The sequence below is a fragment of the Clostridiales bacterium FE2011 genome, from assembly GCA_017569305.1.
Lineage (GTDB): Bacteria > Bacillota > Clostridia > Christensenellales > Aristaeellaceae > Aristaeella.
The window spans coordinates 724,961-742,568 of the sequence record CP069418.1 but is presented as its reverse complement, the minus strand read 5'-3'; the positions used below and the strand labels follow the sequence as shown (position 1 = coordinate 742,568).

The following is a 17,608-nucleotide window of genomic DNA, read 5'->3' as shown; positions in this document are numbered from 1 at the left end:
GATACTGTGCGGACGAAGAGACTCGAACTCTTACGCCTTTCGACACCAGATCCTAAGTCTGGCGCGTCTGCCATTCCGCCACGCCCGCAGGACAGACCCGGCGAAAGCAGAGGAAAGTGACCCATTGGAGATTCGAACTCCAGACACCTTGATTAAAAGTCAAGTGCTCTGCCAACTGAGCTAATGGGTCATATGCTGGGGTGGCAGGGCTCGAACCTACGAATGCGGGAGTCAAAGTCCCGTGCCTTACCACTTGGCTACACCCCAACGTAGGTAATTCTGCCAGCTTGACGCCGATAGAAGGAAAATGGGGTGAGTAGTGGGACTCGAACCCACGGTCTTCAGAGCCACAATCTGACGCGTTAACCAACTACGCTATACCCACCATGTACTTGGCGCGCCTGGAGGGACTCGAACCCCCGGCCCACGGCTTAGAAGGCCGTTGCTCTATCCAACTGAGCTACAGGCGCATGCCACAGGACGGCTTCCGATCTTTATCGGCGCTTTCAGTGGAAACCTTCCGTTTCCGCTGACAGATACGTATTATATCACTGTGAAATACTGGTGTCAACGTTTTTTCACCATTACACATTGACAAATCATCACGGGAATATTATGCTATCCGCGTGCGAGGTGAACAGACGGTCGCAGGCCTTCGGGCATGAGGAAAGTCCGGGCACCACAGGGCAAGGGTGCCGGCTAACGGCCGGCGGAGGCGACTCCAGGGAGAGTGCAACAGAAATAAACCGCCGCCCTTCGGGACGGTAAGGATGGAAAGGCGAGGTAAGAGCTCACCCACAAACCTGGTAACAGGTCTGTGCTGTAAACCCCACCCGGTGCAAGATGCAATGAGGGCATGTCGGCGGCCCGCCGCGCCCCTCGCGATCGCTTGAGCCGTGCGGTAACGTACGGCCTGGATAGATGACCGTCCAATACAGAACCCGGCTTATGGTCACGCTCGCACGACGTGAAAAAGCTCTCCGCAGAGGAGAGCTTTTTCTTTGCCATAGACCTTATTTCATTTCTGTCGTGATTTCCCCGTTCCGGAGGGTTACCAGCACGCCTTCTTCGGCATCCTGGGTGATCAGCACAGGAATCTTGCTGTCATTCAGCAGCTTGAGTACCCGGGGATCCGGCGTATCCGGTTCGTCTTCCGTATTGGTGGAGATCACCGCCAGGGAAGGCTGTACAGCATTTACAAAGGCATTGCAGGTGGCGTCTCCTTCACCGTGGTTGCCGACCTTCAGCACATCCGCGTGGGGGATGAGACCAGCTTTCAGCAGGGAATCCTCTTCCGGGAATTCCATATCTCCCGTCAGTAGGATGCTTCCGCCGCCGCCTTCCGCCAGGATGACCAGGGAATTGTTGTTTTCCGCATCCTCATTCAATTCCAGCGGGCCGAGAACCGTCAGCTTTCCGCCGTCCAGCGGGAGCGTATCACCGGACGCCAGGTAATTAATCTCATGATCCGTTTTCTTGGTGGCTTTCTCAACGGGATGCTTTCCGTCTTCCTTCTTCAGCACATAGTACTTTGAAGTATAAATGTTCTCGACGACAATTTCAGATTCCAGCAGCGCTTTCAGCCCACCGGTGTGATCCGCATGGGTGTGGGTCAGGATCACGCCTGTCAGCTTTGTGATGCCTTCCTTCCTCAGCACATCGAGAAGGATGTCCGAGTTCTTTTTGATGCCTGTATCGATCAGGTAGGCGCTCTGGCCGCAGCGCAGCAGCAACGCGTCCGCTTTACGTACGTTGATCGCCAGCAAGGACATTTCCGGCTCTTCCGTCTGTTCACCGCATCCTACGGAGCACAGCAGGGAAAGAACCAGAAGAGATGTCAGCAGAATCTTATTCATTCGTTTCCTCCTTCCGGACGTCTCTCACTAAAGAAACGATTCAGCAGTTCCCTGCATTCCTCTCCGGAATCAGACTGCTCCCAGACTGTATGTCCGTGAAGCAGCGGATCCGCCGGCAGGTCGTAAATGCTGCCGCAGCAGCCGGCTTCCGGATCGGCAGCGCCGAATACGCACCGGCCCAGCCGGCTCATGAGGAGCGCACCGGAGCACATGGGACAGGGCTCCAGGGTCACATACAGCGTACAGTCCTTCAGGCGCCAGTTCCCAAGCTTTGCCGCGCCGTTGCGCAGGCACAGCATTTCCGCATGGGCGGTGGGATCCTTCTGCGCTTCCCGCCGGTTATGATCCGCCCAGAGGAGGGTATCGCCGTGATACAGTGCGGCACCGACAGGCACCTCGCCTTCGGCAAAGGCTTTCTCAGCCTCCTTCATGGCTTCCAGCATACCGGCCCGGTCCTGTGTATTCATGGCGTTCTCCTCCTTTCCGGATATCCATTGTTTGCCTTCATTATTATAGAGACAAAGGAAAATGTCAACATTTGAGAACAAGGACAATCCTGAGCAATTTCGGTTACACCTGAGGGACTCAAAACATGCTTTGTGAAGCCGGCCATGAAACCAACATAGGCAAGGTTATGTAACTGTGAAGTAAGTTTTTGACAGCATGACTTTTCGATTTTGCCGAAAGGTATAGGAAAATGAAGGTTCAATTTGTAACTGATACATGAAAATATTTTTGAAAAGGTTTTCTGACTCATGTAACAAAATACTTGCAAAATGGGATACAGACTGCTACAATGTAACCGTATTGTAAAATGTGAACGTCTGTTGATTTGCAGGAAACAATTGCGCAACATTTGCAAAGAGTAAACGCTTTAACACGGCAGAGTAAAAGGGTACGAGGGAGAGAAAACATGGCAGAAACCATTCGGATTCAAATGATGGATCACTTCCTGATCTATATAGACGAGAAGAAGACAGATCAGCTTGCGGTCAAGTCCAAAAAGGGCGCGGCCCTTGTTCAGTATCTTATCCTGAACGAAGGAGAGCGGGTCCCGAACCAGAAACTGCTGGCTGCCCTGTGGGACGAAGAAAAGAGCACCAATCCTGAGAACGCCCTGAAGACGCTCGTCAGCCGTCTGCGTGTGCTGCTTAACCAGATTGATCCCGCGCTGGGTGCGTGCGTGGTTTCCGACCGCGGTGCCTATCACTGGCAGTGCCCGGAAAACATGACCATCGACATGTACGAGATCGATTCGATCTTTAACCGCCTGGCGGAGAACAATGTACCCCAGGCAGAACTGCGCCGCCTGTACAACCAGCTGCTGGAGAAGTACCAGGGCGACCTGCTGCAGCACTCCGAGCAGAACGAGTGGGCGCTGGCGAAGGCCACTACCATGCACAACAAGTACATGGCTGCCGTTTATGCCTATATTGAAATGCTGAAGACCAGCGGACAGTACGCAGATATCGTGAGCATCTGCCGTCGCGCACTGGATGTGGATTCCTTTGATGACCGTCTCCACATGGAGCTGATGTCCGCTCTGATCAAGATCAACCGGACCGGCGAAGCCCTGGTGCAGTACAAGCACGTTGTCCAGCTGAATTATCACTACCTCGGCGTACAGCCCAGCGAAGACCTGCAGGAGTTCTACAAGCAGATCGTATCTGCCGGCAAAACCCTGGACTTTAACCTCGAATCCATCCGCAACGAACTGCGTGAGAGCGGCGAACGCCGCGGCGCCTTCGTGTGCGAATACACCGTATTCAAAGAAATCTTCAACCTCCAGATGCGTAACCTGGAACGCCTGGGTGCGACCATGTTCCTGGCGATCATCATGGTGTCTCCCTATAACGATAAGGAAATTGACACCATGCGGCAGAACAACATCATGAACGGCCTTCTGGAGATCCTGACGAAGAACCTGCGCAAAGGTGATACCATCACCCGTTTCGCTCCCACGGTTTTCGCCCTGCTCCTGCCCACGGTAAACTACAACACCGGCGGCATGGTACTTGAACGTATCAAGCGGGTGTTCTACCGCAGTTACCCCAACAGCAACATTGTCTTCAATTACCGCGTCGGCCCCCTGAATTCCCAGAACATGGCTCCGGATCATCCGGAAATCGAGCCCAGACTGGAATAATCACTTCCTGAACTCAATCACAACGCGTTCCCGCAGGGGAACGCGTTTTTTTGTGCATGAAATAACCATATTTCTTTATTAATGTAACTAAGTAAAGGAAAGAAGTACCTGTATACCAGTACAAAAAAGAGCATAAATCAAATAAAAAACACAAAAAAACAGATAGGTTTATACAATCGAAAAAGTATGATAAAAGTGAGGAAGTCACAAAGATTACATGGCCAAACAAGCAAAAAGGCCATGTAATTAACTATCTGGAAAACACTGGTCAGAAACCTCTCAAACGCTTGAAAACAAAAGATTGTTATGGTAGGATAATATGATTGAGTGCAGAGATTAATCGTTTGCACTATTACACATAAACGACACAAGAATAATACGATAGTTACACAGAGCGATCTGTGGATACTGGTTATTACATTCACACAAAGGAGTCGGGACTATGAAAAATCGTTTCATCCAGATGTTTCTCGTGATCTGCGCAGTGATGCTGATGATCTGCGCTGTTTCCGTGTGGGCAGCTGCTGAAGATGTAACTGCCACACCTACAGACCTGGCGCCTGTTGAACAGGAAGAGTCTGTACCGGAAACAACCGAACCCGAGACAACAGAACCGGAGACGACGGAGCCGGAGGCAACCGAGCCTCAGGCAGCCGAGTCTGAGGTGGTGGATCCGGAAGAAGCGGTTGAGGAGGAAGCTGCCGACAGCATGGAGATTATCATCACCAAGGCTGTCCGTATCGGCGACTCCTGGAGCGGGACGATGAAGAAGACAAAGCCCGCAGTCCTGAAGCTGGACATAGATCATGCACAACAGGTGAATCTGGTTGTGCTGGGTCGTCATGGCTGGATCACAGTGGAGAAATCCGACAGGCTTTCAGATAACCCTGCCAGAACCCTGACAAATGACGAAACAAGTCAGACAGTCATCAGCTGGTATGCTGAGGCAGGATCCTACCTGGTCACCCTGGGACCTGTGGAACCCAACCTCATGGCAAAGCTGAATGTCTTCATTATGAATGAAGCTGAATATGAAAGCTGGTTAGCTGAACAGGCGGAGCAGCCAGAGGAAACCGAAGAACAGGCAGAAGAGGACGAAGAGAAACCAGCTGATGAGATAGCAGAAAATGAAATACCGGCGGAAGAAATAGATGAAGAAGAAACAAATGACGAGCCGGATGAAATAATTGAAGAAGAGGAAGAAACGGAAAAAGCTCCGGAGGATGAAACTATAGAGGAAGAGAATGGGGAAGAAACTGCAGAAAACCCGGAGAATGAAGAGAATACGGAAATAACAGATGACTCAGAAGAAACAAATGAGAATGTGAATGAATTAACTGAGGGAGAAGAACCTGCTGAAGAAGATCCGGCGGACATTGAAGAAACAGAAGAAAACATACCAGAGTCTGAAACAACTCCTGAAAGGCATATCAGGGTTGATGTGACTTGGGATGTGCCGGAACCGATCATTGGCGATACCGCCCATTTCGTGGCAGTTATGGAAGGATATGACGAACTGCAATACACCGTGCAGTGGCAGTATAGTCCGGATGAAGAAACTTGGTACGATATACCCAATGAAACCAAGACTACAATGGACGTTGTCGTTACTCCTGAAAATAACATAGTGTACTGGAGAATACTGGTATACTTAGAGGAAAATCAGGAAGACTGATATACATTTGCCGTGCCCGAATGGGTACGGCTTAAGCTGCTTCTTAACGACTGAATAGTTTGTTGAAAAGAGGGAACCTGATGAAGTACACGATGAAGAAAACAATCGCTTTCCTGCTCACTCTCGTGATGCTGGTGAATATTCTCCCTGTATCCGTACTGGCAGATCAGCCTGCAGAAGGAAGAAGGGGACCATTGAATGCGCCAGCGACAAGAGGCGCTGATGGAAATACAGAAGACTTTGATGTGGAAGTCAGTTTCCATGATTATGATGATAATCCGATTGCTGCGCCGAGTGTGACGGGAAACTACTATCTGATCGTAATGGATACGTCGGATTTTTCTGCTGGTACAGTTGCAAACAGTCCTAACAATACATACTGGAGTATTGTGAATCTTGGTAACCGAGCAGGAACGCAAACTCCGTTTACTGTTCATATTCCGGGATTAAGCAATCAGGAATATCAAGCGTATAGTGATGATCAGCATAATCCTATTGGCCTTGCATACAGTGATCTTCCTGATGAAGTCAAAAGCAATCTGAAGGTTCGTCTGGTTCATACAACGGAAGAGCTGCCTCATATTGGTAAGCTCAAGGATATAGCACGTAATCAGACTGAAAAATATAATACAATTATGAATCAGAGCTTCACCGGCTATGATCCGTTAGGTACAAACGGACCGGTCAGCGATGGAGCTGTTGATTACCGCACAGGATTCAAGCAGGGGAATACAAAGGAACTGGATGTTGTCATTGAATTTGATCCAACTGGAAATACTACAGCTATTGAGTCGGGTGTGTACTATGTAGTTCTGGAAGCTACCAGTGCAGACGGAAATAGCAAATACTATAAAACAATAAATTTGACGACAGACGGATCAGCAAAAACTATCATAAATGTTGAAGATGGATGGTCTGATGGGCAAAACTATTCGCCCAACTGGCAAGGAATAACCGCAAAAGTAATAACAGCGAAACCTAACGCTGGTGGTATCTCTGCAGGTCCAAACAAACCGACTGAAGATAAATATTACGATGTGGACTATATCAAAAGCTATAAATATACATATCAATATACACAGGAGACAGATGACGAACAGCACATCCTCCATATGGAACATAAATTCATACTTTCCTATTATCCGTTGGAGAATGCGCTGAATCCAATGTGGGTTCTCGGACCTGGGGTTAACTATGGTGTTACAGCTCAAACATTTAACCAGACAGGCCATATGCAAACGAATTTTGCAACCAATTATTATATATGCCATGGTGGCGATGACGTTAATGTCCAACCAGATCTTGGCGGAAATGCAACAGGTTCAGTTGTTGCAGGACATATTGATGGTGTTATGCATATGAATGCACCAAATACTGGCGATGTGGTGCTGTTTATAGACAAAGAAGATGAAAGTAAGATTCTGAATAAAAAATCGAATGTGATTGTGGTTGAATCATCTGCGGAGAAGATAGCACAATCTATTGTAAATCCTATTTTAAATCATGGCCAGGCTATGTCTGATATTCTGCGCCAAAAGGAGGCAACATATAAACCAACGTCTCAAGGATTTGACTTGACGGTTTTTGAAGATGGAAAAACGATTTACATTGATCCGTCTGAAATTGATTTTAAGCTAGATGGATCTCCGTTAAAGATACATTTGCATAAAAATCAAACCATTGTTTTCAACGAACTTGGAACTGACGTTCACATTGGAAAAATAGAGTATACTTATTCAGATGGAACAAATGCTGATACTGATGATGGTAAAGAATGGCTTTCTTCTCATGTTGTTTTCAATATGCCAAATGCAACGTCTGTGGAGCTAAATGAAGCAATTGGCATGTTCCTAATCCCGCAGGGAACCTCAAAAACAACTATTACGACGTCTAGTGAAGGTTGGATCATATCTGGTGGCGAGGTGACAAGCGGAAATCAACAAAATGAATGGCATTGCAGAAACAAATCTCTTACACTTGCAGTGGATGCAGATACACAATTTGGGAAAAAAGTGAATAATGTATCGCCTGCCGCAAGTGAAGTGTTTGAGTTTGATTTATATCAATGGGATGAAAATGAAGCAAATGATACCAGTGATGTACATTGGACAAAAGTGGCAACGCTGACTAACAGCGGCCCGTCTATGGCTTATTCCGTATTGTATAATAATGGTCAAGGCGGAAGAGTCTTTAAAATCAAAGAAAAGGGCAAAGCATCAACAACAAAGGGAACCTATATCTGCGATACAGAAGAATACTATATAACAATTGTATATATGGGTGCCAGTGGTGTGGTTTATGCGGCTTTCCCGGAGTATTATGACAATGTCGAATATGCAATTGCCAAATTCCGTAGTAATGATATCAGTGGAACACCTGAGTCAAGTGAGTTTAAAGGAATTGTGGATGCAACCGAAGACGAAAATGCTATAAGCGCAATTACTTTCAATAATACACGGCAACCGGATAATATTACCGTTAATAAGGCTTGGGCATATACGACAGAGAATAGTGCAATTGCTACTGAAAGCAGAATAACACTTGCGAATGGAACACAATGGCCGACGGGAACGACGGTTACTATTCAGCTGCAAAAACAGGTCGGCGAGGGCGAAATTGTGGACGTGGAAGGCAAATCTGCGATTTTGAGTGCAGATCAGCCGAGTTATACATTTACCGGCCTGGTGCAGTATGAAGGTGATGATGAAATCACGTACTCCGTGAAAGAAACAAAAATCGAGGGTACGTATGCGGAACACTTCGAACTGGAAAAAACAGAACAAAAGAATGACGGCAGTTTCCTGATTACAAATAAAGAAAAAACAGCGGAACTGACTCTGACAAAGTCTGTAACAGTCAATAACGGTACTCTGGCTGATATGGATATCCAGTTTGTTGTGAAGGACGAGGATGGCGAAACTGTCACAACTGTGACAATGAAGTATCCGTCTGAGTTTACGGATGGAAGCAAATCAGTAAGATTGACCCAGGCAGATGGTATTCTACCTGGAGAAACGTATACGGTCATCGAAACTGCAACAAGCGCACAACAAGCTGGATATACGCGCACAACAACAGTGACAGTCGGAGAAACAGCAACACCGTTTACAGGCATCGATAATCCGTCCGGAACAGTTGTTATCAACGAAGATACGAATCTCGGTAGTATTGAGTTTGGAAATGCATACATCTTGGAGACTGTGGACATCGAAGTCGACAAGGCCTGGCTGAACGCGGACGGAAGCAAGACCTGGCCTAACGGCGTAACAGTCGGCATCCAGCTGACGGCTGACGGCAGCGATGTGACCGGCAAGACCGCGACACTGAGCGCAGACCAGACAAGCTACAAGTTCACAAGCCTGCCGAAGTACAAAGCAGACGGCACGACCGCGATCGCGTACAGCGTGAAGGAAGCGGAAGTGCCCGGATACGACAGTGATGTCGGCACTCTGACGAACGGCAAGATCACTGTTACGAATACTCAGGAAACCGTTGAAGTCGAGGTTGACAAGGCCTGGCTGAACGCGGACGGAAGCAAGACCTGGCCTAACGGCGTAACAGTCGGCATCCAGCTGACGGCTGACGGCAGCGATGTGACCGGCAAGACCGCGACACTGAGCGCAGACCAGACAAGCTACAAGTTCACAAGCCTGCCGAAGTACAAAGCAGACGGCACGACCGCGATCGCGTACAGCGTGAAGGAAGCGGAAGTGCCCGGATACGACAGTGATGTCGGCACTCTGACGAACGGCAAGATCACTGTTACGAATACTCAGGAAACCGTTGAAGTCGAGGTTGACAAGGCCTGGCTGAACGCGGACGGAAGCAAGACCTGGCCTAACGGCGTAACAGTCGGCATCCAGCTGACGGCTGACGGCAGCGATGTGACCGGCAAGACCGCGACACTGAGCGCAGACCAGACAAGCTACAAGTTCACAAGCCTGCCGAAGTACAAAGCAGACGGCACGACCGCGATCGCGTACAGCGTGAAGGAAGCGGAAGTGCCCGGATACGACAGTGATGTCGGCACTCTGACGAACGGCAAGATCACTGTTACGAATACTCAGGAAACCGTTGAAGTCGAGGTTGACAAGGCCTGGCTGAACGCGGACGGAAGCAAGACCTGGCCTAACGGCGTAACAGTCGGCATCCAGCTGACGGCTGACGGCAGCGATGTGACCGGCAAGACCGCGACACTGAGCGCAGACCAGACAAGCTACAAGTTCACAAGCCTGCCGAAGTACAAAGCAGACGGCACGACCGAGATCGCGTACAGCGTGAAGGAAGCGGAAGTGCCCGGATACGACAGTGATGTCGGCACTCTGACGAACGGCAAGATCACTGTTACGAATACTCAGGAAACCGTTGAGGTCGAGGTTGACAAGGCCTGGCTGAACGCGGACGGAAGCAAGACCTGGCCTAACGGCGTAACAGTCGGCATCCAGCTGACGGCTGACGGCAGCGATGTGACCGGCAAGACCGCGACACTGAGCGCAGACCAGACAAGCTACAAGTTCACAAGCCTGCCGAAGTACAAAGCAGACGGCACGACCGCGATCGCGTACAGCGTGAAGGAAGCGGAAGTGCCCGGATACGACAGTGATGTCGGCACTCTGACGAACGGCAAGATCACTGTTACGAATACTCAGGAAACCGTTGAAGTCGAGGTTGACAAGGCCTGGCTGAACGCGGACGGAAGCAAGACCTGGCCTAACGGCGTAACAGTCGGCATCCAGCTGACGGCTGACGGCAGCGATGTGACCGGCAAGACCGCGACACTGAGCGCAGACCAGACAAGCTACAAGTTCACAAGCCTGCCGAAGTACAAAGCAGACGGCACGACCGCGATCGCGTACAGCGTGAAGGAAGCGGAAGTGCCTGGATACGGAAGCGAAGTCAGTGATCTGACGAACGGCAAGATTACAATTACAAATAAACAAGGTACAGTAGATATATCTGTAGACAAGGCGTGGTTGAATGCGGACGGAAGCAAGACCTGGCCTAACGGCGTAACAGTCGGCATCCAGCTGACGGCTGACGGCAGCGATGTGACCGGCAAGACCGCGACACTGAGCGCAGACCAGACAAGCTACAAGTTCACAAGCCTGCCGAAGTACAAAGCAGACGGCACGACCGCGATCGCGTACAGCGTGAAGGAAGCGGAAGTGCCCGGATACGACAGTGATGTCGGCACTCTGACGAACGGCAAGATCACTGTTACGAATACTCAGGAAACCGTTGAAGTCGAGGTTGACAAGGCCTGGCTGAACGCGGACGGAAGCAAGACCTGGCCTAACGGCGTAACAGTCGGCATCCAGCTGACGGCTGACGGCAGCGATGTGACCGGCAAGACCGCGACACTGAGCGCAGACCAGACAAGCTACAAGTTCACAAGCCTGCCGAAGTACAAAGCAGACGGCACGACCGCGATCGCGTACAGCGTGAAGGAAGCGGAAGTGCCCGGATACGACAGTGATGTCGGCACTCTGACGAACGGCAAGATCACTGTTACGAATACTCAGGAAACCGTTGAAGTCGAGGTTGACAAGGCCTGGCTGAACGCGGACGGAAGCAAGACCTGGCCTAACGGCGTAACAGTCGGCATCCAGCTGACGGCTGACGGCAGCGATGTGACCGGCAAGACCGCGACACTGAGCGCAGACCAGACAAGCTACAAGTTCACAAGCCTGCCGAAGTACAAAGCAGACGGCACGACCGAGATCGCGTACAGTGTGAAGGAAGCGGAAGTGCCCGGATACGACAGTGATGTCGGCACTCTGACGAACGGCAAGATCACTGTTACGAATACTCAGGAAACCCTTGAAGTCGAGGTTGACAAGGCCTGGCTGAACGCGGACGGAAGCAAGACCTGGCCTAACGGCGTAACAGTCGGCATCCAGCTGACGGCTGACGGCAGCGATGTGACCGGCAAGACCGCGACACTGAGCGCAGACCAGACAAGCTACAAGTTCACAAGCCTGCCGAAGTACAAAGCAGACGGCACGACCGAGATCGCGTACAGTGTGAAGGAAGCGGAAGTGCCCGGATACGACAGTGATGTCGGCACTCTGACGAACGGCAAGATCACTGTTACGAATACTCAGGAAACCGTTGAGGTCGAGGTTGACAAGGCCTGGCTGAACGCGGACGGAAGCAAGACATGGCCTAACGGCGTAACAGTCGGCATCCAGCTGACGGCTGACGGCAGCGATGTGACCGGCAAGACCGCGACACTGAGCGCAGACCAGACAAGCTACAAGTTCACAAGCCTGCCGAAGTACAAAGCAGACGGCACGACCGCGATCGCGTACAGCGTGAAGGAAGCGGAAGTGCCCGGATACGACAGTGATGTCGGCACTCTGACGAACGGCAAGATCACTGTTACGAATACTCAGGAAACCGTTGAAGTCGAGGTTGACAAGGCCTGGCTGAACGCGGACGGAAGCAAGACCTGGCCTAACGGCGTAACAGTCGGCATCCAGCTGACGGCTGACGGCAGCGATGTGACCGACAAGACCGCGACACTGAGCGCAGACCAGACAAGCTACAAGTTCACAAGCCTGCCGAAGTACAAAGCAGACGGCACGACCGCGATCGCGTACAGCGTGAAGGAAGCGGAAGTGCCCGGATACGACAGTGATGTCGGCACTCTGGCGAACGGCAAGATCACTGTTACGAATACTCAGGAAACCGTTGAGGTCGAGGTTGACAAGGCCTGGCTGAACGCGGACGGAAGCAAGACCTGGCCTAACGGCGTAACAGTCGGCATCCAGCTGACGGCTGACGGCAGCGATGTGACCGGCAAGACCGCGACACTGAGCGCAGACCAGACAAGCTACAAGTTCACAAGCCTGCCGAAGTACAAAGCAGACGGCACGACCGCGATCGCGTACAGCGTGAAGGAAGCGGAAGTGCCCGGATACGACAGTGATGTCGGCACTCTGACGAACGGCAAGATCACTGTTACGAATACTCAGGAAACCGTTGAAGTCGAGGTTGACAAGGCCTGGCTGAACGCGGACGGAAGCAAGACCTGGCCTAACGGCGTAACAGTCGGCATCCAGCTGACGGCTGACGGCAGCGATGTGACCGGCAAGACCGCGACACTGAGCGCAGACCAGACAAGCTACAAGTTCACAAGCCTGCCGAAGTACAAAGCAGACGGCACGACCGCGATCGCGTACAGCGTGAAGGAAGCGGAAGTGCCTGGATACGGAAGCGAAGTCAGTGATCTGACGAACGGCAAGATTACAATTACAAATAAACAAGGTACAGTAGATATATCTGTAGACAAGGCGTGGTTGAATGCGGACGGAAGCAAGACATGGCCTAACGGCGTAACAGTCGGCATCCAGCTGATGGCTGACGGCAGCGATGTGACCGACAAGACCGCGACACTGAGCGCAGACCAGACAAGCTACAAGTTCACAAGCCTGCCGAAGTACAAAGCAGACGGCACGACCGAGATCGCGTACAGTGTGAAGGAAGCGGAAGTGCCCGGATACGACAGTGATGTCGGCACTCTGACGAACGGCAAGATCACTGTTACGAATACTCAGGAAACCGTTGAAGTCGAGGTTGACAAGGCCTGGCTGAACGCGGACGGAAGCAAGACCTGGCCTAACGGCGTAACAGTCGGCATCCAGCTGACGGCTGACGGCAGCGATGTGACCGGCAAGACCGCGACACTGAGCGCAGACCAGACAAGCTACAAGTTCACAAGCCTGCCGAAGTACAAAGCAGACGGCACGACCGCGATCGCGTACAGCGTGAAGGAAGCGGAAGTGCCCGGATACGACAGTGATGTCGGCACTCTGACGAACGGCAAGATCACTGTTACGAATACTCAGGAAACCGTTGAAGTCGAGGTTGACAAGGCCTGGCTGAACGCGGACGGAAGCAAGACCTGGCCTAACGGCGTAACAGTCGGCATCCAGCTGACGGCTGACGGCAGCGATGTGACCGGCAAGACCGCGACACTGAGCGCAGACCAGACAAGCTACAAGTTCACAAGCCTGCCGAAGTACAAAGCAGACGGCACGACCGCGATTGCGTACAGCGTGAAGGAAGCGGAAGTGCCCGGATACGACAGTGATGTCGGCACTCTGACGAACGGCAAGATCACTGTTACGAATACTCAGGAAACCGTTGAAGTCGAGGTTGACAAGGCCTGGCTGAACGCGGACGGAAGCAAGACATGGCCTAACGGCGTAACAGTCGGCATCCAGCTGACGGCTGACGGCAGCGATGTGACCGGCAAGACCGCGACACTGAGCGCAGACCAGACAAGCTACAAGTTCACAAGCCTGCCGAAGTACAAAGCAGACGGCACGACCGAGATCGCGTACAGTGTGAAGGAAGCGGAAGTGCCCGGATACGACAGTGATGTCGGCACTCTGACGAACGGCAAGATCACTGTTACGAATACTCAGGAAACCGTTGAGGTCGAGGTTGACAAGGCCTGGCTGAACGCGGACGGAAGCAAGACCTGGCCTAACGGCGTAACAGTCGGCATCCAGCTGACGGCTGACGGCAGCGATGTGACCGGCAAGACCGCGACACTGAGCGCAGACCAGACAAGCTACAAGTTCACAAGCCTGCCGAAGTACAAAGCAGACGGCACGACCGAGATCGCGTACAGTGTGAAGGAAGCGGAAGTGCCCGGATACGACAGTGATGTCGGCACTCTGACGAACGGCAAGATCACTGTTACGAATACTCAGGAAACCGTTGAAGTCGAGGTTGACAAGGCCTGGCTGAACGCGGACGGAAGCAAGACATGGCCTAACGGCGTAACAGTCGGCATCCAGCTGACGGCTGACGGCAGCGATGTGACCGGCAAGACCGCGACACTGAGCGCAGACCAGACAAGCTACAAGTTCACAAGCCTGCCGAAGTACAAAGCAGACGGCACGACCGAGATCGCGTACAGCGTGAAGGAAGCGGAAGTGCCCGGATACGACAGTGATGTCGGCACTCTGACGAACGGCAAGATCACTGTTACGAATACTCAGGAAACCGTTGAGGTCGAGGTTGACAAGGCCTGGCTGAACGCGGACGGAAGCAAGACCTGGCCTAACGGCGTAACAGTCGGCATCCAGCTGACGGCTGACGGCAGCGATGTGACCGGCAAGACCGCGACACTGAGCGCAGACCAGACAAGCTACAAGTTCACAAGCCTGCCGAAGTACAAAGCAGACGGCACGACCGCGATCGCGTACAGCGTGAAGGAAGCGGAAGTGCCCGGATACGACAGTGATGTCGGCACTCTGACGAACGGCAAGATCACTGTTACGAATACTCAGGAAACCGTTGAAGTCGAGGTTGACAAGGCCTGGCTGAACGCGGACGGAAGCAAGACCTGGCCTAACGGCGTAACAGTCGGCATCCAGCTGACGGCTGACGGCAGCGATGTGACCGGCAAGACCGCGACACTGAGCGCAGACCAGACAAGCTACAAGTTCACAAGCCTGCCGAAGTACAAAGCAGACGGCACGACCGAGATCGCGTACAGTGTGAAGGAAGCGGAAGTGCCCGGATACGACAGTGATGTCGGCACTCTGACGAACGGCAAGATCACTGTTACGAATACTCAGGAAACCGTTGAAGTCGAGGTTGACAAGGCCTGGCTGAACGCGGACGGAAGCAAGACCTGGCCTAACGGCGTAACAGTCGGCATCCAGCTGACGGCTGACGGCAGCGATGTGACCGGCAAGACCGCGACACTGAGCGCAGACCAGACAAGCTACAAGTTTACAAGCCTGCCGAAGTACAAAGCAGACGGCACGACCGCGATCGCGTACAGCGTGAAGGAACTGGATGTTGCAGGCTACACGAGCAGTATCGGTGCCTTGGAGAATGGCAAGATCACGGTTACAAATACACAGAAGACCGGTGATCTGACTGTCAGTAAGACGCTTGTAAGTGATGCCGCTGTCGATGCGGACCAGGTGTTTGAATTCACAGTTGTGTTGAGTGATACGACCATTAACGGAACTTATGGAGATATGACGTTTGTTGATGGTGTGGCAACTGTTGAACTCAAGGACGGCGAAACTGTAACAGCATCAGGGCTACCGATTGATATTGAATTCAGTGTCAAGGAAGAAGAATACGAGCAATTTACGACAGAAGCTGAAGGTGCGAGTGGAATCATCATTGAAAACGAAGAATGCATCGCTGATTTTACAAACACCAGAAAAGTCGGTGACCTGGAAGTCAGTAAGACCGTGAAGAGCAGTGTCAGCACAGATGCGGACAAGAAGTTTGAATTCACGGTGACGCTCAGTGATACCACCATAAACAAAACTTATGGCGATATGACATTCATCAACGGTGTAGCAACATTCGAACTGAAGGATGGCGAGACGGCAACAGCAACAGGGCTGCCGACAGACATTGAATACACCGTGGAAGAAGCTGAAAGCACTGACTATACTGTAACTTCGACGAACAGTGAAGGAACGATTACAGTTGAAGGCTGCGCAGCTGAGTTTGTGAATGCGAGGATCCTGACAAGCGTCGCTGTGAAGAAGCTCTGGAAGGACGAAAACAACAGCGACGGACTGCGGCCGACCGGACTGAAGATTGAACTTTTGGCGGACGGCGAACTGACCGGCAAGTCTGTGAACCTGAATGCGGATAACAACTGGGTCGGACAGATCGACCAGCTGCCGAAGCGCAAGGACGGCAAGGAAATCGTATATACCTGGAAGGAGCCGAATGTGGTTGGATATACCCTGACGGGTACATCTACCAGCGGATCGCTGACTACACTGACCAATACACATGAAGCCGAAAAGACCAAGGTTGAAGTGAAGAAGGTCTGGGTGGACAGCGGTGAACATCCTGCGGATGTCGAAGTCCAGCTCTATGCTGACGGCAAGGCTTTGGGAGACGCTGTGAAACTGAATGCCGGTAACGGCTGGAAGTTCAGCTGGAACAACCTGTGCCGGAATGTACGCGATGACGGAGTGGTCCGTGAGATCAAGTACACAGTGGCTGAAACAAAGATTCCGGAAGGCTATGTTGCAAAGATCACAGGTAATGCTTCCACCGGATTTGTGATCACCAACACCAAGGAAACAGGTAAACTGGTGATTGAGAAGGAGTTTGATATTCAGATTCCTGAAGAAGAACCGGAAGAGGAGGTCATGACCACCGACATCGAGATTGTGAAGATCTGGGATGACAATAACAACAAGGACGGAAACCGGCCGAAGAGCATCACGGTTCATCTGTACGCGGGCGGCGAGGAAGTCCGGAGCGCAAAACTGACTGCGGCTAACGGATGGAAGCATACATTCGGCGAGCTGCCCAAGTTTGTGAACGGTCACCCGATCACCTACACCGTGAAGGAAGATCCGGTTCGCTGGTATGTGGCTGAAATCCATGGATATACCATCCGGAATAAGTATCAGCCGGAAATGACCAGCGTCTCCGTCAGGAAGGTCTGGGACGATGAAAACAACAAGCACATGTTCAGACCCACAAGCGTCCATATGACCCTGAGCAATGGCATGAGTGTAATCCTGAACGAAGAAAACGGCTGGATGGCTTCGATTACCGGCCTGCCCACCATGGTGAACGGAAAGCCGGCCGAGTACACCTGGACAGAGCAGGAAGTGATCGGCTATGAGCTGGAAAGCATGGAAACAGAGGGAACGGTGACAACATTCACCAATAAGCCCTGGAGCCGCCCGGACAAGCCGACAGAGGGTAAGACACCGCGTCTGCCGGGTGAGGAAATCATCATTGAAGAGTATGAGACGCCCCTGGGAGTGGATGTAATCATCAACCACGTGGGTGACTGCTTCGATTGATGAGAAGATTCTGGTTTGAGACAGGGGACCGGCCGGAAACGGCCGGTCCTTTTTGACAATCCACGGCATGTGTGGTAGGGTATGATTTATCCTGGAAAAACGTAATGAG

5 protein-coding genes, 5 tRNA genes and 1 other RNA gene are annotated in these 17,608 nt (G+C 51.7%); 4 read left to right on the top strand and 7 right to left on the bottom strand.

Translation table 11 applies throughout. The features are described 5' to 3' along the window. Positions 1-7 precede the first annotated feature (7 nt). The 5 genes from JRC49_03620 to JRC49_03600 form a co-directional block, all read right to left on the bottom strand. Positions 8-88 (bottom strand) — tRNA-Leu (locus tag JRC49_03620). Between the two features lie 29 nt (positions 89-117). Next, positions 118-190, bottom strand: a tRNA-Lys gene (locus tag JRC49_03615). A gap of 5 nt (positions 191-195) precedes the next feature. Next, positions 196-267, bottom strand: a tRNA-Gln gene (locus JRC49_03610). 41 nt (positions 268-308) lie between these two features. After that, positions 309-385 (bottom strand) — tRNA-His (locus tag JRC49_03605). Between the two features lie 8 nt (positions 386-393). After that, positions 394-470: transfer RNA gene (locus JRC49_03600), tRNA-Arg, on the bottom strand. Between the two features lie 159 nt (positions 471-629). On the opposite strand from JRC49_03600, the gene rnpB reads away from it, so the two are divergent. Further along, positions 630-965, top strand: an RNA gene (rnpB, locus tag JRC49_03595) — RNase P RNA component class A. Positions 966-1,013: 48 nt separating this feature from the next. On the opposite strand, the gene JRC49_03590 is transcribed toward rnpB, so the two are convergent. Together JRC49_03590 and JRC49_03585 are read right to left on the bottom strand one after the other, a co-directional pair. Next, on the bottom strand, positions 1,014-1,856 hold the full coding sequence (locus JRC49_03590) for an MBL fold metallo-hydrolase (GenBank protein QTE71928.1): 843 nt from the start codon (positions 1,854-1,856) through the stop codon (positions 1,014-1,016). After that, positions 1,853-2,323, bottom strand: a complete 471-nt coding sequence (locus JRC49_03585; protein ID QTE71927.1) for a nucleoside deaminase — start codon at positions 2,321-2,323, stop codon at positions 1,853-1,855. Before JRC49_03585 ends, JRC49_03590 begins: the two co-directional genes overlap by 4 nt. A gap of 446 nt (positions 2,324-2,769) precedes the next feature. On the opposite strand from JRC49_03585, the gene JRC49_03580 reads away from it, so the two are divergent. The 3 genes from JRC49_03580 (at position 2,770) to JRC49_03570 (ending at position 17,499) form a co-directional block, all read left to right on the top strand. Further along, on the top strand, positions 2,770-4,002 hold the full coding sequence (locus JRC49_03580) for a winged helix-turn-helix domain-containing protein (GenBank protein QTE71926.1): 1,233 nt from the start codon (positions 2,770-2,772) through the stop codon (positions 4,000-4,002). 442 nt (positions 4,003-4,444) lie between these two features. Beyond that, positions 4,445-5,677, top strand: coding sequence for a hypothetical protein (locus tag JRC49_03575; GenBank protein QTE71925.1), 1,233 nt, complete (start codon positions 4,445-4,447; stop codon positions 5,675-5,677). Between the two features lie 2,114 nt (positions 5,678-7,791). Continuing rightward, positions 7,792-17,499, top strand: a complete 9,708-nt coding sequence (locus tag JRC49_03570) for a Cna B-type domain-containing protein (protein ID QTE71924.1) — start codon at positions 7,792-7,794, stop codon at positions 17,497-17,499. Positions 17,500-17,608 lie beyond the last annotated feature (109 nt).